This window comes from Caulobacter sp. Root1455, from assembly GCF_001426905.1.
Taxonomy (GTDB): Bacteria; Pseudomonadota; Alphaproteobacteria; order Caulobacterales; family Caulobacteraceae; genus Caulobacter.
Map to the genome: position 1 here is coordinate 104,063 of NZ_LMFQ01000022.1, position 17,401 is coordinate 121,463.

The following is a 17,401-nucleotide window of genomic DNA, read 5'->3' on the forward strand; positions in this document are numbered from 1 at the left end:
GCGGCGCCGGGTCCTTGGCTTGAGAACCTAGTTGCGCTGGCGAAAGGCGCAATGGTCTTCGAAGAGATCATGCGCCCACGCTCAAGATGGTCTTGCGGCGTCATCGCGGCGCAATCGTGTCATTCGTCCTTCAACAACACCTGAAGACGCGCTTCCTCCACCTGGGAAAGTGTCTGCGCATCTTCACCGTCGGCCGCCGGCGTGGGTCGCCGGCGCAGGAGCAGCACCATCAGCACGCCGCCCAAGATCAGCGCAATCCCGGGCGTGGCCCAGAGCAACGCGTTGCCGGGCGAGAACGGCGGCTTGAGGAGCACGAACTCGCCGTAGCGCTCCACCAGGAACGCGCGGATCTGCTGGTCGCTGCGTCCCTGCTTCACTTGGTCGCGTACGACCTGGCGCAGGTCGCCGGCCAGGGCGGCCTCGGAATCATCGATCGACTCGTTCTGGCAGACCAGGCAGCGCACCTCGCGGAAGATCTCGCGGGCCCGGGCCTCCTGGGCGGGGTCGGGCAGACGCTCGGCCGGGTCGGCGGCGGCGCCGGCCATGCAGACGACGGCGGCCAGGGCGATCAGCAGCCGCTTCACGCCGCCGTCTCCGCGCGCTTGGCCACGCCGAACCGCAGCCGGCGGTCCGACAACGACACCAGGCCGCCGATCGCCATGACCAGCGGGCCCAGGAAGATCAGCCGCACCCACGGATTGACGAAGGCCCGCACCAGCCAGGCCGGCTGGCCGTTCTCGCCCGCCCGGCGCTCGCCCAGCACGACATAGAGGTCGTCCAGCACCTTGGGGCAGATCGCCACCTCCGAGGTGGTCTGGCGGCCGGCGGGATAGAACCGGCGCTCGGGCTTGGCCTCGCAGACCGGCGCGCCGTCCCGGGTGATCCTCACGGTTCCGCGCTCGGCGATGTAGTTGGAGCCCTCGACCGTGCCGACGTCGGTCAGCACCAGCTCATAGGCGCCCAGCTTCAGCTGTCCGCCGACGCTCAGGGCCTGGGCCGCCTCGACCCGCCAGGTGGTCTCGAACGACGCGCCCAGCACGAAGATCCCCAGGCCGGCGTGGGCCAGGGTCGTGCCCCAGGCGCCGCGCGGCAGACCGGTCGCCCGGCGGCGCACCTCGGCCCAGGGGGCGCGGAAGGCCTTGATCCGCTCGGCCAGCTCCAGCACCGCCCCGCCGATCAGCCAGAAGCCGACCACGAGGCCGGCGCTGGCCAGGCCGCTGCGCGGGGCGACGACGGCGAAGGCGACCAGGCCCAGGATCGCGGCCAGCGCCAGGGCCAGCCACAGGCGGCGCACGACCAGCCGCGCGTCGCCGCGCTTCCAGGCCAGCAGCGGCCCGGCCGGCAGCACGGCCATGGCCAGCACCATCAGGGGAACAAAGGTCATGTTGAAGAACGGCGCGCCCACCGACACCGCCTCGCCGTCCATGGCCTCGCGGATCAGCGGGAACAGGGTGCCGACCAGAACCACCGCCGTGGCCGTCGACAGGATGATGTTGTTCAGGACGATGGCGCTCTCGCGGCTGACCGGGGCGAACAGGCCGCCGGCGTTCAGGCTGGGGGCGCGCAGGGCGAACAGCAGGAAGCCGGCCCCGGCCGCCACGCCCATGATGGTCAGCAGCAGGATCCCGCGCGTCGGGTCGACGGCGAAGGCGTGGACGCTGGTCAGCACGCCCGAGCGCACCAGGAACGCGCCCAGCATCGAGAAGGTGAAGGCCGCCAGCCCCAGGAACACCGTCCAGCCCGGCAGGGCGCCGCGCTTTTCCAGCACCACGGCCGAGTGCAGCAGGGCCGAGCCGATCAGCCAGGGCATGAAGCTGGCGTTCTCGACCGGGTCCCAGAACCACCAGCCGCCCCAGCCCAGCTCGTAATAGGCCCAGAAGGCGCCCAAGGTGATGCCGATGGTCAGGAAGCTCCAGGCCGCCAGGGTCCAGGGCCGCACCCAGCGGGCCCAGGCCGCGTCGACCCGCCCCTCGATCAGGGCGGCCATGGCGAACGAGAACACCACCGAGAAGCCCACATAGCCGCAATAGAGGAACGGCGGGTGGAAGGCCAAGGCCGGGTCCTGCAGCAGCGGGTTCAGCGACGCGCCCTCGACCGGGACGTCGAGCAAGCGGGTCATCGGGTTGGAGGCGAAGACGGTGTAGGCCAGGAACAGCACGCCCAGCGCGCCCTGGGTGGCCACGGCGTAGGCCCGCAGGCGCGGCGGCAGGGCCTCGCCGAAGCTGGCCACGGCCGCGCCGTAGCCGGTCAGCACCAGGCACCACAGCAGCATCGAGCCCTCGTGGCTGCCCCAGGCGCCGGCCACCTTGTAGAGCATCGGCTTGGCGGTGTGGGAGTTGGCCGCGACATTGGCCACCGAGAAGTCCGACATCACGAAGGCGTGGACCAGGGCCAGGAAGGTCAGGGCCGTGCAGAGGAAGGCGCCGAGCGCCGCGCCGCGGCCGGCTCCGGCCAGCAGCGCCGAACGCCGAGCGCCGCCGATCGCCGACAGGCTCAGTTGCAGCGCCGAAAGGACCAGGGCCAGGACGAGGGCGTAGGCGCCGAATTCGGTGATCATGACTTGGTCTTCGCGCCGTAGGTCGGCGCCTTATAGGTTGGCTGGGCGCCGTCGCCGCGCCACTCGCCCTGTTCCTTCAGGGCCTTGGAGACCTCGCGCGGCATGTAGCGCTCGTCGTGCTTGGCCAGCACCTGCTTGGCGACGAAGGTCCCGGACGGGTCGAAGGCGCCGGAGGCGACGATCCCCTGCCCTTCGCGGAACAGGTCCGGCAGGTCGCCCTGATAGCGCACCAGGGCCGTGGAGCGCTGATCGGCGATCACGAACTCGACCAGGCCGTCCGGATGCTTGACGACGCTGCCGGCCTTGACCAGCCCGCCCAGCTGCACCTTGCGGCCGGCCGGCACGTGGGCGGCGGCGGCCTGGGCCGGGGTGTAGAACAGCGAGATGGCGTCGCGCATGCCCCACAGGGCCAGGCCCACGGCCAAGGCCACCACGGGCGCGGCGACGGCCAGGACGGTCAGGCGGCGGCGCGCCTTGCGGGATTTGGGCAGGAAGCTCATGGCTGGGTCTTCTGGGACGGGGTCTGGGCCGCCTGACGCAGGGCGGCCAGCACCTTGGGCTGATCCTTGTAGCGCGTCTGGGCCTTGGCCAGGGCGGCGTCGCGGCGGGCGTCGTCGCCCAGCACCGAATAGGCGCGCACCAGCTTGATCCAGCCGTCGGGATCGTCGGGATTGGCCTCGAGCCGGGCGGCCAGGCCCGCGACCATGCCCTGGATCATGTCCTGGACGTCACCGCCCTGGGCGCTTTCGGCGGGGCGGCCGGTCGGGGCGGCCGAAGGCGGCAGGCCGCCCTGGGCCTCGACCTGGGCGATCTGGTGGCCAAAGCCCATGCGGCGCGGATCGTCGGGCGGCAGGTCGGCCAGCAGCGCCTTCCAGTCGGCCAGGCCGCCCTTGACGTCGCCGTCGGCGATCCGGGCCAGGCCCAGATGGTAGCGGGCGCTGGTGTTGCGGGGATCGCGCTTGAGCGCCTCGGCGAAGGCCTTGCGGGCGTCCGGCCCGATCTCGCCCTGGCCCTCGGCCACGAAGGTCTCGCCCAGCCCGGCCCACAGGTCGGCGCGGGCGGGGGCGACGATCACGGCGCGGCGCAGGGCCTGGGACGCGCCGGCGGCGTCGCCGGCGGCCATCCGGGCCAGGGCCAGGTTCTTCAGCGGTTCGGGATCGGTGGGGCGCTGGATGGCGATCTGCTCCAGCACGGCGGCGATCTTACGCGGCTCCAGCTGGGCGGGATCGGTGTTGCGCCACGCGGCCACGCGCTTCAGGTACGGCTGGTCGGCCAGGCCCGGGGCCCCGATCAGTCCATAGATCCCGAGGGCCATCACCGGCGCGACGGCCGCCAGGACCAGCACCAGCGGCCGCAGCCGGGGATTGGCGGCGGGCCACGGGGCCTGGTGGTCGGCGGCGGCGAGCAGCCGACGGCCGGCCTCGGCCCGCGCGCCCTTCAGCTCGGCGTCGGCCAGCAGGCCCCGTTCGGCCAGGTCGTCGATCTCGGACAGTTGCCGCCGGTGCACGGCGAGGCTGGCGTCGTCGCCCACGCCCAAGGATGCTCGCGCGGCGCCGCGCATCATCAGGGCGGCGACGACGGCCGACAATCCCGCCGCGGCGATCCAGAAAGCGATCATGCCCGCGTGTTAGCGGGGAAACGGCGTCGGCCGTTAGCGAAAAAAGCGCTTAAGGAACCCGATGGGGTTACGCGGCGGCCGCCATCGCCGCGGCCGCGCGCCGGCGGACGATCTCGGCGGTCTTCTCGTCGCGGCTGTAGGCGATGTAGCCGGCGGCCAGGTCGACATAGAGCCGGGCCAGGCCCTGGTCGCCGCCGTCGCCGGTGCGGACGACGTGCAGGATGTCCTCGATGTACTGGTCCAGGCGCCCGTTCAGCTTCTCCAGCACCTTGGCCCGGCTGGCCCCATAGCCGCTCTGCATGGCGCAGCCGCGGATCTCGGCGATGAACGTCAGCACGGCGGTCAGCCGCCGGCCGAGGGCCTCGTCGGGCTCGGTCGTCAGCTGCGGCACGCCCTTGCCCTTCTTGCCGCCGAGCATCGAGATCGGCCGCAGCGGCAGGGCCGCCAGCAGCTCCCGCTCGGCGCCGTTCATGCGCGTCTCGACCGCGTGGGCGACGGCCTGCTTGTGCTTGGCGATCCGCCGGCCCCAGGGACCGTCCTTGGCCAGGTTCACAGACTGCTCGAACTCGGTGATCTCCTGGGAGACCTTGTGGGCGGCCTGGGCGGCCTTGCGGCCCTCGGCCTGGCCCTTGTCCAGGTCGAAGGTCGTAATGAGGTCAATGTTCTTGGCGATGTCGGTCAGCACCCGCTCGCCGAACACGCTGACCTCCGACGAGGCCCAGAACTTGTCGTTCGGCCGCTCCATGACCGCCGAGATCACCCGCAGGATCCGCCAGTCGTCGGGCAGGTGGGCGGCCAGCATCTCGAACAGCAGGGGCCCGGCGTCCGGGCGGATCTTGCAGGCGTCCTTGTAGGCCAGGCGCGCGGCGGAGGCGCGCTCCTCGCTCATCTTGCTGACCCATTCCTGCAGCCTGGGCAGGGCGACGCGGACGATGGCCGACAGCTCCAGACACGAGGCCAGCTCGTCGATGTCGCAGATCGCGTCCAGGGCCTGGAAGCCGGCGTCGGTCTGGGCGCGCAGGCCCTTGGCGGCGATCTTGCAGAGTTCGTTGAAAACCTCGGGCGGGCCCTCGTCCAGGTCCCACGGATTGCAGCGCGCCGCGGCCTCCTCGACCTCCTTGGGGGCCTTGGCCTTCAAGGCGGACCACAGCAGGGTCAGGGTGCGGGGCGGAAAGGAGGTCTGCTCGGTGTCGCGCTGGGCGCACAGCGGGACGATCGGGGCCAGCACGCTGTTGCGGACGTAGCGGGCGGCGGTCTCGTCCTCGACGAGGCCGCGCACGGCCGCCAACGCGCCCTGCCCGCCGGCCGGACCGGCCAGGGCGAGTTCAAGGCTGCGCAAAGCGGCGTCGGGCGCGGTTTCCACCAGCTTCCGAACCATCAGCAACTTGTTGGCGGCGATCCCGGCCATAACCCCCCGCTGGACCAGTCCACTCTGGGCCGCGTCAACCATGTTGCCAACGAGGTTAAGACTTTCCGAAACCATATCTTTTTGCTGTTCAAAGAACGGTGTCGAAAGGTCGCTGGACCGTGTCCGCCGGTGTCTGTCGAAAATCGGCGAAATGCTGGGTTGAGCAAACACCGCCGTCGCTCTCCTCACCCGTGAAACGGGGGGGGAGGTGGCGCGCTGCGAATACGCAGCGTGACGGAGGGGCGTTAGGCGACATCCAGGATCTGGACCATGGGGACTGATTCTCGAGTGGGCGGTCTGGACGCCCCCTCCGTCACGTCGCCTATCGGCGCCGTGCCACCTCCCCCGTTTCACGGGTGAGGAGAAAAGGCCCTACCCTCCCGATCGCGGCAGCACCAAGGTCACCCTCAGCCCGCCCAGCGGCGAGGCGCCCAGGGTCACGGAGCCGCCGTAGGCCCGCGCCAGTTCGTCGACGATCGACAGGCCCAGGCCCGAGCCCGGGGTGTGCTCGTCCATCCGCTGGCCGCGCTTGAGGGCGTCGCTCCAGCGGTCGGGCGGCAGGCCGGGTCCGTCGTCGTCCACGGTCAGGGTCATCTGCTCGGGCGAGCTGGCCGCGGCCACGGCCCGCACCTTGCCCTTGCACCACTTGCCGGCGTTCTCCATCACGTTGCCGGCCAGCTCCATGAAGTCCTGGCGTTCGCCCTGGAAGCACAGGTTCTCCGGGCACCGCCAGTCGATCTCGACGCCCTTGTCCTGGAAGATCCGCTCCAGGGTGACGGCCAGCTCGTCCATGATCGGCTCGACCGGCGTGCGCTCGCCCGAGGTCTGCGAACGGGCGGCGGCCCGGGCCCGGCGCAGGTGGTGGTCGACCTGCTCGCGCATGGTCTGGGCCTGGCGCTCGACGACTTCGGAAAGGGCGCCGGGCCGCTGGCCCGCCTCGGTCAGCATCACCGACAGCGGGGTCTTCAGGGCGTGGGCCAGGTTGCCGACGTGGGTGCGCTGGCGCTCGACGACCTCCTGGTTGTGGGCCAGCAGGGCGTTCAGCTCGACGGCCAGGGGCTCCAGCTCCTCGGGATAGGCGCCCTCGAGCTTTTCGGACCGGCCGCGCCGCACCGAGGCCACTTCGCGCCGCAGGCGGAACAGCGGCAGCAGGCCGACTCGCACCTGCACCACCACCGCGGCGATCAGGCCGACGCCCAGGATGACCAGGGCCAGGGAGGTGATGCGGGCGAATCGGTCGGCGTCGGCGTCGATCGGCGAGCGGTCCTCGGCGGCGATGAACACCACCGGCCGCGGATAGTCCGGCAGCCGGGCCAGCAGGGCGGCGGCGCGCAGCGGCCGGTTCTGCGGGCCCCTGAGGTCGAAATACAGCGTCTTGCCCGGCTCGGCCATCAGCCGCTCGGACTGCTCGACCGAGATCGCCAGGTCGCTGTCGAACAGCGAGCGCGAGCGTTCGATGACGTTCAGCCCGCCCCCGCCGGCCGGCTGGTCGAGGATCGTCCAGTAGCGGCCCGAATAGGCCCGGGTGGCGCGGATGTCGGTCAGGAACGGGGCCTTCAGCACCCCGTCCTCGACGGTCGAGCCGGCATAGAGGTCGTCGGTCAGCACGGCCAGCGACTGGTCGAAGCGCCGGATCGCCGCGTCCCGGAACTGGGCGGTCAGGAAGACGCCCGCCAGGACCAGCACCACCAGGTTCCAGATCCCGGCCAGCAACACCAGCCGCCGGACCAGCGAGGGCTTGCTGAGGTCCCACATGATCTAGAGCCCCTCGGCCAAGGCCGCGGGTCCGAAAACCTCGTCCTTCGACAGGCTCGGGATGAGGTTTTCCACCGATCCGCCGCTCACAGTAGCCCTCATCCTGAGCCTGTCGAAGGACGAGGGCGAACCCCCGGCGTCAACCGGCGATCCTACTCGGTCGTCTCGCCTTCCAGCGGCGTCAGGCGGTAGCCCAGGCCGCGCACGGTCTCGATGCGGTCGCTGCCCAGCTTCTTGCGCAGCCGGCCGATGAACACCTCGATGGTGTTGGAGTCGCGGTCGAAGTCCTGGTCGTACAGGTGCTCGACCAGCTCGGTGCGGCCGATCACCCGGCCCTGGTGCATCATCATGTAGTGCAGCAGGCGGTATTCCAGCGAGGTCAGGCGCAGGGGCTCGCCGTTGACGCTGGCCCGGGCCGCGCGCGGGTCCAGGCGCAGGCCGCCGCACGACAGGCTGGGCGAGGCGTGGCCGGCCGAGCGGCGCAGCAAGGCGCGCAGGCGGGCCAGAAGCTCCTCGGTGTGGAACGGCTTGGTCAGGTAGTCGTCGGCCCCGGCGTCGAAGCCCGCCACCTTCTCGTTCCACGAGCCGCGGGCGGTCAGGATCAGCACCGGCGTGGCGACATTGCCGCGCCGCCAGCGCTCCAGCACCGACACGCCGTCCACCTTGGGCAGGCCCAGGTCCAGCACCACCGCGTCGTAGGGCTCGGTCTCGCCCAGGAACTGGGCCTCCTCGCCGTCGGCGGCGTGATCGACGGCGTAGCCCGCGTCGCCCAGGGCCAGCTTCAGCTGACGCGACAGGTCGGGATCGTCTTCGACAAGCAGGATGCGCATTTTTGGGGGAGCCTCTGTCTCGTGACGCGGTTTGGAGCTTAGTTGGCGCTGAGGATCTGACCGGTCCGGGCGTCGACGATGAAGTCGATGCGGCGACCGTCGGTGGTGGCCCAGCGGACCCGGTAATTGGGGCCTTCCAGGCCGGCGTCAAGCACGCGGCCGGGCGTGCGCCGGCCGATCTGTTCGATCACCCGGCTCAGCGGCACCAGCTGGCCCGACTGCACGCCGCCACGCGCCTGGTCCTGCCGGGCGCGCCAATCGGCGCCCAGCGAGTCCGGGCCGCGCTGCGCGGACGCCACGCCCGGGAGGGCGGCGGCGGCCAGAACGGCGGCGAAGAGGAAGTGGATCGGCTTCATGGGCTACGATCTAAAGCGTTGCGGCTGAATAGAGGCTGAACACGGCCGTTATGGACGTGTAGCGACGTTCTGTCACGGATTCGGCGCGGGAAAGCCCTGCCCGCCGCCGGCCGCTCGATCCCGGCGTCGGCGACGCTTCAAGCTCGGGCTTGCCAGTCAAATAACACGGTTCTAGCGTGCAATCCTCGCGTGCAGGGCGTCGGGATTCAGCCCGGACCTGGACGCGACGCCGGACCTTCGAAAGGTCCTTGGGGGGAACATATGCGACCGTTCGGAAATTTCCGGGGCCTGGCCTTGATGTGCGGCCTGGCCCTCGGCTTGGCGCTGGCCTCGAGTCCGCCCGCCACGGCCCGCGCCGACACGCCCCCGCCCAGCGCCTCGCCCGCCACGGCCGAGGGCGTGATCCAGGCCGTCGGCGTCGAACCCTCGGCCCTGGGCGCCAATTCCGACCGGCTCACCTTCCTGCCGACCGGCGCCGCCGCGCCCGTGGCGCTGACCGTCGACCGTCCCGCCGACAAGCAGGCCCTGGACCTGGGCGCCCGGCCGGGCGACCGGATCTGGCTGACGGTGGACAATCCGCTGAACCCCCAGCACGTGGTCCAGATCACCCGCGTCGCCCGGCCCGTGCCGATCCTGCAGCGACTGATCGCCCTGGTCGCCGCCTTCGCGGTCATCGCCGCCGCCGCCACCTTCGCCACCATCGGCAAGCCGTGGCGATTCCTGGTCGGCGACGACAACCGCATGAGCAATTCCCAGACCCAGATGGTGCTGTGGTTCGGCGTGGTCGCCGTGGTCTATGGCGCCGCCGTGATCCTGCGCGGTTGGTTCCTGGGCTGGGAATTCATGGGCGGGATCTCGATGACCGCCAACGTCCTGGCCATGACGGGCCTTTCGGGCCTGTCGTTCGGCGCCGCCAAGGTCGTGGCCGTGCAGAAGAGCGCCAGCGCCGCCGCCACGGGCGTCGTCGCGACCGCCGCCCCGGCGACCCGGCCCAGCTTCACCGACCTGGTGCTCAACGACTTCGGCGACGCCGACCTGGGCGACTTCCAGATGATCCTGATCAGCGGCGTGGCCACGGTGATCTTCGCCTGCGCCAGCTGGGAGTTCCTGACCCTGATCGACATCGTCAAGACCACCCAGCTGCCCGACGTCGACACCGCCCTCTTGGGTTCGTTCGGCATCGGCCAGGGGGCCTATCTGATCAAGAAGGCGGCGCTGCCGAACGGGGTGGGGTGAGGGAGCGTTAGGCTGGCTGGGTCTCTTGGCCGACGGCTGGGCCGAAGCTCTCGCTATCGGGAAAGGTCTCCGGCCGCATGCCCGCCAGCAATTCATCCAGGGTGTAGGTCGGGGCGCAAATCGGCTCGATGCGAGGCGGCCGCCATCACGGCCGTGGGAATGCGCACCGAGGCGCTGTTGCCCCACTTCTTGATCAGCACCTGCACGGTCGGACTCCAGCGCTTTAACGCTGAAGCATCCGCCTCAAACCCCGTCGTGTCGACAAATGTCGATACGTCTACCGCCGCTTCGGCGCATACGGCCGCTTCTCGCGCCAGGTCTCCGCGAACTTCTCCAGCTCCGCGTCCGGCGCGTCCGGCAGCGTCACCACCAGCCGGGCGAACAGGTCGCCGCGGTGGCCCCTGGCGTCCGAAAGGCCGCGGCCCTTGAGGCGCAGCTTGGCGCCGCTGTTGGAGCCCTTGGGGACGGTCAGGGTGACCGGGCCGTCGGGCGTGGGGGCCTCGACCTTGCCGCCCAGCACCGCGTCGGGGACGCTGATCGGCAGGTCCATGACCAGGGCGCCGTTCTCGGGTCGGTAGATCGGGTGCGGCTTGACGGCCAGCTCGATCAGGGCGTCGCCCTGCCCGCCCCGGCCGGGGCTGCCTTGTCCCTTCAAGCGAAGCGTCTGGCCTTCCTGGGCGCCGGCCGGGATGGTCACGTCGATCGTGCGGCCGTCCGAGAAGGCCACGCGCTTCTTGCCGCCCTTGATCGCCTCTTCCAGGTCGATGTCGAGCCGGGCGCGCACGTCGGCGCCCTTGGGCGAGAAGCCGCCGCGGGCGCCGCCGCCCATGCCGGCCCCGGCGCCGCGATTGCGGCCCAGGATGTCGCCGAACAGGTCGTTGAGGTCGATCTCCGGCCCCTCGCCGCCGCCGCCGCGGAAGCCGCCGCCGCCGCGCCCGCCGAAGCCGGCCCCGAACGGATTGCCGCCGCCCGCGCCGAAGCCGCCGCGCATGGTCTCGCGGCCGTCGGCGTCGATCTCGCCGGCGTCGAACTTCTTGCGCTTGTCGACGTCGCCCAGGATGTCGAAGGCGGCGCTGACCTGCTTGAACTTCTCCTCCGACTTCTTGTCGCCCTTGTTGGCGTCGGGGTGATGCTGCTTGGCGAGCTTGTGGAAAGCCTTGCGGATTTCCGCCGCGCTCGCGGTGCGGGAAACGCCAAGCTCCAGATAGGGGTCGCGCGCCAAGGAGGCTCCTCACGTCAGTTCGAAAAGGCGGAACGCTTCAATTAGGCCGTTCGGCGCGGCGCGCAAGCGTTATGTTGCATTAATATCACAGGAAGACCTGGCGTGACGCGCCCCAGCCGAACAGGGCCGAGCCTTGGGCGACCCTGACAGCCAGGGCCCCGGTCGGTCCAGCGGGGAAATCGGCGGCGCGCTGAGCGGCCGTGTAGATGAACGCCGGCGCGGTCGTTTCGGCCGCGCGGACCACGGTCCCGCCGTCCAGGATCTCGACCCGATAGACCTCGCGCTCCTCGCCCAGCGGGACCTCGGCGTCCCAGCCGTCGCCGGCCAGGCGGGTCCGGCGGATCCAGGTCACGACGGCGTCGCCGGCCTGGGCTCTCACGCGCGGGTGGGCCGGCGACCAGGGGCGGGCCGACAGGCCGCGCCAAGTCTCGAACGTCTCGCTCATCGACGGTCCCGAGGCCGGGCCGCCGGCCGGGGCGGCGCGCCAGGTCAGCGGCAGGCCGCGCTCGGCGAGGGCCAGGTCGGCGCGGACCAGGGCCTGGTCCAGCACCACCACCGCCGCGCCGGCCGGGGTCAGGGCCGCCATGGCCGGGTCGCTGCCGGACTGGCCGCGCAGCAGGCCCGACAGGGTCCAGACGTCGCTCCCGACCGGCTCGGCGGTCAGGAACTGGAGAATCTCCCATTCGCCGCCCGTCCCGCGCACGGCCAGGGCGTTGGCGCCGGCCAGGACGGCCGAGCGGTCGCGGCTGACCGGGGCCGCGCCCTCCAGCCGCACGGTCAGCCGCGTGGCGCGGTCGAAGCGGTGCAGCGGCCCGGCCGGCAAGTCCGACAGGGTGACGCCCACCGTGGCGGGGACGGCGGCCGTCGCCCGCGCGCGCAGGGCCTCGGGCCCGACGCCGGCATGGATGTCGAAGGCCCGCCACGGCGCGGCGGCCACCGCCGCCAGCGGCCGTTCGTCGGTCTGGCCCGGCAGGTCCAGCACGTGCAGCACCGGCGGGCCCGGGACCTCGCGCGGCGGGGCGGGCGTCCAGTCGAGGTCGCCCCCGACCCGCACCGGATCGACCACCGGCGCCAGCTGGGCGTGGGGATGCTCGTCCAGATCGATCCGCGTCACCCGCCAGGTCGCGCCGTCGAGCGAGAGCCGGTCGCCGGGCTCCAGGCGCAGGGCGGCCAGCGGCGACAGGTGGACGGTGGCCTCGCGCGGGTCGGCGGCGGCCAGCAGCCGCTCGGCCACGGCGCGGGCCTCGGCGGCGGCCAGCACCAGCGGCGCGTCGAGGTCGGCGCTCCCCTCCCCCGAACCTGGCCCGCTCTCGCGCCGGACGATCACCGCGCCGGTCTGGTAATCGCGGGCGGCGTCGATGAAGCGCAGGCGCAGGGTCTGGACTGGGGCGGCCAGGGTCCGGACGGCGGCGACCGGCCCGTCGCGATCCTCCGGCCAGGCCAGGTCGTCGTCGCCCACGGTCAGGGCCGGCGGGCCGGAGCGGCCGGCCAGCACGACGCCGTCCTGGCGCTCGACCGGGTCCAGGGCGAAGGCTTCCAGCAAGGGCGCCAGGGCGTCGCGCAGCCGCATCGGCCGGTCGACCACATAGCCGACCACCGAGCCGCCGGCCTCGCCGGGGTCGATCGCCACGCCGGCCCGATCGGCCAGGGCGGCGACCAGTTCAGGCAGCGGCGCGATCCCGGCCCGGCCGTTCAGCCAGTGGCCCAGCGTCCAGTTCGGCCCATCGGCCCAGACGCCGCTCCGGGCCGGAAAGTCTGGGAACGGCCGGGCGTCCCAGCACCAGGCCGCCGCGCCCTCGATCATCGGCCCGCCATAGACCGGCGAGACCGGATTGGTCGCCGGATCGGCGACGTGGGCCAGCACCGCCTCCAGCGCCCGGCGCTGGCCGACCTCGTCGCGGGTCCCGTCCGAGAACGGCGGCAGGGCGCTCTCGGCGCTCTTCTGATCGACGAACAGGTTGGGCGCGTTGGCGCCCTTGTCGACCGCGCCGCAGCCGAACTCGACCAGCCGCAGCGGCTTGGACTGCGGAACCCAGGCGGTCGGAGTCGCCGCGCGGACGCCGCCCGGACGGTTGAAGTGCTGATGGCTCCACCAGCCCCGCAGGTCCTTGGGCCGGAACACCCAGGGCTCGGCATGGGCGCCGTCGGTGATCGGGGTGCGGGTCTGCGTCGTCCGCGCGGCGTCGGAAGCGTAGAACCAGTCGAAGCCCTCGCCGCCGGTCAGGTTGCCGCGCAGATAGGCGATGTCGTGCGGCCCGCCCTGCCCCAGGTCCAGATGGTCGTCGCCGTCGCGCCAGTCGGCCATCGGCGGATAGAAGTCGATCCCGACGAAATCGATGTTCGCGTCGCTCCACAGCGGGTCGAGGTGGAAGTGGACGTCGCCGGACCCGTCGCCCGGCTGGTGGCCGAAATACTCGCTCCAGTCGGCGGCGTAGCCGAGCCTGGTCGCCGGCCCCAGCAGGCTCCGCACCTCGGCGGCCAGGCTCTTCAGCCCGGTCACGGCCGGATAGGACGAGGCCCCGTCGCGCACCGTCGTCAGGCCGCGCAGCTCCGAGCCCAGGATGAAGCCGTCCACCCCGCCCGCCAGCTGGGCCAGCTTGGCGTAGTGCAGCAGCATTCGCCGCAGGCCCCAGTCGCCGGCCGGGCCGCTGTAGGTCGGCAGGCCGTCGGCGGCCCCGAACTGGGCCGCCGTCGCCGCGCCGAAGAAGGCCGAGACCTGGGCGGTCGCGGCGGCGGTCTTGTCCGGCGAACCGGCGCGACCGGCGGCGGGATGGCAGGTGATCCGGCCGCGCCAGGGATAGGCGCCCTGGGCCGCGCCGCCGTAGGGATCGGGCAGGCCGGCGCCCGCCGGCACGTCCATCAGCACGAACGGATAGAGCGTCACGCGCAGCCCGCGCCGCTTCAGCTCGGCGATGGCCTGCAGCACGGCCCGGTCGGCCGGCGTGCCGCCATAAGCCGGGCCGCCGCCGCTCTGCGAGACCACCGCCGCGTCGGCGCGCTCCACGCCGTTGACCCGCCAGTCGAACGGGAGGGTCGCCTTGGCCGCCGTCTCGACCTTGGGCCGGATCGCGCACGACCCGCAGCGCAGGTCGTCGCCGAACCAAGCGACCACTAGGGTCACCTCCTCCACCTTGGGAAGCTGGGCCTGCAGCTGGTCGAGCGACACCATCAGGTCGGGACGGCCCTCGCTGTTGTTCAGGGTCTCGGCCGTGGTCCGGGTCAGGCCGTCGCGGCGCAGGACCAGATCCGTGGCGTAGACGAACTCGCCCGCGCCGGGGATCAGGCAGACGCCCTTCAGATGGTCTTCGAGACCCGCCGGCGCGCCGCCGGCGCGGGGGCGATGGAACACCTCGAACGACAGCTGCGGCGGACGGTTTCCGTAGGCGCCCAGCGGCAGGTCCTCGAACACCACATAGGCCGTGCCGCGATAGGCCGGGGCTTCCCCCTCGACCGCCGCGATCAGCGGATCGGGCGCCTGGTCCTCGGCCCCGGTGTGGACGCGCATGACCACCCCGGCCATGTCCATCGGCTTGCCGTCGGCCCAGACCCGGCCGATCCCGTCGATCGGGCCTTCGCAGACGGCGACGGCGAACGACAGGCTGTAGGCGGCGCTGGTGGTGCGCGGGCTCCCCTTGCTTCCGAATGGGCTTCCGCCGGCATGACCGTCGACCCAGCGTTCCTTGAACCGCGCGGCCCAGATCACCTGGCCGGCCACCCGGGCCCGGCCGAACACCGCGGCCATCGGCGCGCCCTCCGCCGCGCCCGACAGCCGAAGCGCCGGGATGCGCGGTCCGACCTGGCGGGCCGGCGTGAGGGCGTTGATCGCGGCGTTGTCGATCGCCTGGCCGACCGTGGAGCCGATCGCCCCGCCGATCGGTCCCGCCAGAGCCGAGCCGACGGCGGAGAGAATGACCTGGGCCATGGGGTGTCCTTCAGACTTCGGGAAAACGAAACGCCGCGACCAGCCGCTCGCGCCACCAGCGGCCCAGCCAGCTCTCGACGCAGGCGCGGCCCCAATAGGCGTGGATCATCCGGTCGTGCGCCGAGGCGATCGCGCAGTGCTTGGCCGGGGCGCCGGGGGCCATGCGGAACAGCAGCACGTCGCCCGGGCGGACGGCGGCGGGATCCAGCGGGATCAGCCGGCGTTCGAGCGCCTGCGCCAGCAGCTCGCGCCCGCCCAGCTCGGCCCAGTCGGGGCGATAGGGCGGCGGGGCCTCGGGCTCCGCGCCGTGCAAGGCCCGCCAGACCCCGCGCACCAGGCCCAGGCAGTCGCAGCCGACCCCGCGCAGCGAGGCCTGGTGCTGATAGGGGGTGCCGAGCCAGAGGCGGGCTTCGGCCAGGGCGCGTGAACTCACCGACGTTTCGGCGGCGAACACTTGCCCCCTACGGACCGCTTCGCGGTCGTCTTCCCCCAGAGGGGGAAGAGGGGCCGCGCACGCCGCCCTCCGCCCCCTGCGGGGGCGGACAGGCGGCGCAGCCGCCAGGTGGGGGCAAGTGGTCCCCTCACCGCCGCCCGCCGTCATTCCGCTCCCCATCACTGGGATACAGCGTCAGGAAATCCTCGCCCGGCGCCGTCGGGAAACCCCGGAAGTTCAGCCCATTGCCGAACACCTCCCGGCACGTGGCCCAGCGCTTGTCGCAGGTCGCCCCCGGAAAGGCCCCGACATCCACCCCGCACCGCAAGTCGCCGAACGCCGCGTCGCAGGACCGGCCGAACGTCCGCCCCGCCACGCGGTCCAGCGCCGCCAGCGGGCCTTCCAGGGCCAGGGTGAAGCCCCCGCCCTCGGCCTTGGCGGACGCGACGCTGGCCGTCCACAGCAACACCGACAGGCCGGGCGCCGACGCGTCGGCCACCCGGCATTCGACCCGCGCTCCGTCATAGAGCCCGGCCGCCAGGTCGGCTTCCGACAGCGCCGCGTCGTCGAAACCGCCGACCGCCGCGGCCAGGCCGGGCGAGAAGCCGGCCGCCGTCTCGGCCGCCCCGGCGGTCCAGCCGCTGGCGGCCCGGCAGGCAACGCCCTCGACGACCAGGTCGCGGTCGTGGTCGGTGAAGCCCAGCACCATCCCGTCGGCCCGGGTCAGGATCCAGGCGTGGCAGAGGCCGGCCGCGCCGCTTTCGAGGCGGTCGGCCAGTTCGGCGGGGAGCGCGCGCATCAGACCCGCACCTCGATCAGGGCCACGGCCCCGACCCGGGCGGCGTTGAAGCTTTCCAGGGTGACGTCGATGCGGTCGCCGTCGAAGCGCACCGGCACGTCGAACTCGAAGCCGGCGGTGATCGCCGCTCCGGCCGCCGGGGCGCTCGTCAGGGTCACCAGGCCCGTGGCCGTGTCGACCGCGAAGGCCCCGGCCGCCAGGGCGACGCCGGCCACCGCGACCTTGACCGTTCCGGCCACGGGCTTGGCGATCGGCCGCACCGCCGCCGTCTCGTCACTCCCATAGGTCTTGGCCAGGGCGAAGGTCTCGCGGACCCCGTCGCCGGTTCCGATCGCCTGGTCCGTGGCGGCCGGGGTCCCCGAGGGCGCGCACGACTTGCAGTCGGCCGGGTCGCGGAACCGGAAGCCGTGCAACCGCCCGCGCCGCGCCTCGAAGAACGCCACCAGCTCGGCCGCGTCGTCCAGCGGCCGTGTCGCCGTGCCGATCAGATAGCGACGTCGGCCTTGGGCCCAAGGGCTGGACCGCCGCTCGAAGCCCGAAGCCAGGGTCGTCACCTGGGTCCGTCGCTCGACCCCGCCGGTGCAGCCGAAGGCCAGGCGCGCGGGCAGGCGCGTCTCGTGGAACGCGGTCATGATTTAGCCTCTTGAATGTAAGTGAGTGTTCACTTATAGGAATTGAATGCCTGGAGGAGCCCGCCGATGAGCCTGCTGTCCCTGTTGTTCGATCCGCGCGGCGCCATCGATCGGCGCGCGTTCTGGAGCGGCCTGATCCAGCTGACGATCGTCAGCCTGGCGGTCGTTGTCGGGCTGACCGTCGTCGACATGGACGTGGCCTGGGCGGCGCTTCCCGCGGTCGGAGAGGCCTGGGTCCTCAGCGACGTCGCCGGTCACCTCCGTCACGCCGCCCCGCCGGATGTCCCGCTCATAGCGGGCGTCTTTCTGGTCGCCGCTCGCCTCTACGCCACGGCCTGCCTGATGCTGAAGCGGGCGCGCGACGCCGGAAAACGCCCTCACGCGCTGATCGTCCTCGGCCTGGCCAGCCTGCTGGTCCACGTCCTGGTCGGGTTCTGGGTGTACGACCTGTTCCCCGAAGGGATGGCGATCATCGCGCCGCTCGCGGCCGATGCGATGGTCACGGCCGTCCTGGGACTCGTCTTCACGACCTGGCTCGGCGCGTTGCGCTCGTCCCCGGCGTCCGGCCCCGCCCGATCCTGGCGGCTTTCTCCAGGTTAAACCCGCGTCATGACGTGCAATTCACTTCAACCG

At 72.2% G+C, this 17,401-nt stretch carries 15 protein-coding genes; 2 read left to right on the forward strand and 13 right to left on the reverse strand.

The genetic code is table 11. The features are described from left to right. Positions 1–119: 119 nt before the first annotated feature. From ASD21_RS15010 to ASD21_RS15045, 8 genes are all read right to left on the reverse strand, one after another. On the reverse strand, positions 120–584 hold the full coding sequence (locus tag ASD21_RS15010) for a cytochrome c-type biogenesis protein (RefSeq protein ID WP_056442755.1): 465 nt from the start codon (positions 582–584) through the stop codon (positions 120–122). After that, positions 581–2,557 (reverse strand): heme lyase CcmF/NrfE family subunit, encoded by a 1,977-nt coding sequence (locus ASD21_RS15015; protein ID WP_056442756.1) that lies wholly within the window; start codon positions 2,555–2,557, stop codon positions 581–583. Before ASD21_RS15015 ends, ASD21_RS15010 begins: the two co-directional genes overlap by 4 nt. Then, positions 2,554–3,057 carry a cytochrome c maturation protein CcmE gene (gene ccmE / locus ASD21_RS15020; RefSeq protein ID WP_056442757.1) on the reverse strand — a complete coding sequence of 168 codons (504 nt, stop codon included), beginning with the start codon at positions 3,055–3,057 and terminating at the stop codon, positions 2,554–2,556. Before ccmE ends, ASD21_RS15015 begins: the two co-directional genes overlap by 4 nt. After that, the gene (ccmI, locus tag ASD21_RS15025; RefSeq protein ID WP_056442758.1) at positions 3,054–4,175 is read right to left on the reverse strand and encodes a c-type cytochrome biogenesis protein CcmI; all 1,122 of its coding nucleotides are present in this window, start codon (positions 4,173–4,175) and stop codon (positions 3,054–3,056) included. The genes ccmE and ccmI overlap by 4 nt, the downstream gene beginning before the upstream one ends. A 67-nt stretch (positions 4,176–4,242) precedes the next feature. Continuing rightward, a complete protein-coding gene (locus tag ASD21_RS15030; protein ID WP_056442759.1) occupies positions 4,243–5,583 on the reverse strand; it encodes a hypothetical protein in 1,341 nt (446 codons plus the stop codon). A gap of 372 nt (positions 5,584–5,955) precedes the next feature. Then, positions 5,956–7,338, reverse strand: a complete 1,383-nt coding sequence (locus tag ASD21_RS15035; protein WP_056442762.1) for an ATP-binding protein — start codon at positions 7,336–7,338, stop codon at positions 5,956–5,958. A 152-nt stretch (positions 7,339–7,490) separates the two neighbouring features. Next, positions 7,491–8,168 carry a response regulator transcription factor gene (locus ASD21_RS15040; RefSeq protein WP_056442765.1) on the reverse strand — a complete coding sequence of 226 codons (678 nt, stop codon included), beginning with the start codon at positions 8,166–8,168 and terminating at the stop codon, positions 7,491–7,493. 38 nt (positions 8,169–8,206) lie between these two features. Further along, on the reverse strand, positions 8,207–8,524 hold the full coding sequence (locus tag ASD21_RS15045) for a PepSY domain-containing protein (protein ID WP_056442768.1): 318 nt from the start codon (positions 8,522–8,524) through the stop codon (positions 8,207–8,209). 261 nt (positions 8,525–8,785) lie between these two features. Here ASD21_RS15045 and ASD21_RS15050 point away from each other — a divergent pair, with 261 nt between their 5' ends. Then, on the forward strand, positions 8,786–9,760 hold the full coding sequence (locus ASD21_RS15050; protein WP_056442770.1) for a hypothetical protein: 975 nt from the start codon (positions 8,786–8,788) through the stop codon (positions 9,758–9,760). 277 nt (positions 9,761–10,037) lie between these two features. On the opposite strand, the gene ASD21_RS15055 is transcribed toward ASD21_RS15050, so the two are convergent. The 5 genes from ASD21_RS15055 to ASD21_RS15075 all read right to left on the reverse strand — a co-directional run bounded on the left by ASD21_RS15055 (position 10,038) and on the right by ASD21_RS15075 (position 16,771). Beyond that, a complete protein-coding gene (locus ASD21_RS15055; protein WP_056442771.1) occupies positions 10,038–10,982 on the reverse strand; it encodes a DnaJ C-terminal domain-containing protein in 945 nt (314 codons plus the stop codon). Positions 10,983–11,067: 85 nt separating this feature from the next. After that, positions 11,068–14,904 carry a baseplate multidomain protein megatron gene (locus tag ASD21_RS15060; RefSeq protein WP_056442772.1) on the reverse strand — a complete coding sequence of 1,279 codons (3,837 nt, stop codon included), beginning with the start codon at positions 14,902–14,904 and terminating at the stop codon, positions 11,068–11,070. A gap of 10 nt (positions 14,905–14,914) precedes the next feature. Next, entirely contained in the window at positions 14,915–15,337 is a 423-nt protein-coding gene (locus ASD21_RS15065; protein WP_235524896.1) for an NlpC/P60 family protein, read from the reverse strand. A gap of 148 nt (positions 15,338–15,485) precedes the next feature. Then, positions 15,486–16,136 (reverse strand): baseplate hub domain-containing protein, encoded by a 651-nt coding sequence (locus tag ASD21_RS15070; protein WP_056442776.1) that lies wholly within the window; start codon positions 16,134–16,136, stop codon positions 15,486–15,488. Then, a complete protein-coding gene (locus ASD21_RS15075; protein WP_156390801.1) occupies positions 16,136–16,771 on the reverse strand; it encodes a DUF2460 domain-containing protein in 636 nt (211 codons plus the stop codon). Before ASD21_RS15075 ends, ASD21_RS15070 begins: the two co-directional genes overlap by 1 nt. A gap of 63 nt (positions 16,772–16,834) precedes the next feature. Here ASD21_RS15075 and ASD21_RS15080 point away from each other — a divergent pair, with 63 nt between their 5' ends. Then, entirely contained in the window at positions 16,835–17,368 is a 534-nt protein-coding gene (locus ASD21_RS15080) for a hypothetical protein (protein ID WP_056442781.1), read from the forward strand. Positions 17,369–17,401: the final 33 nt, after the last annotated feature.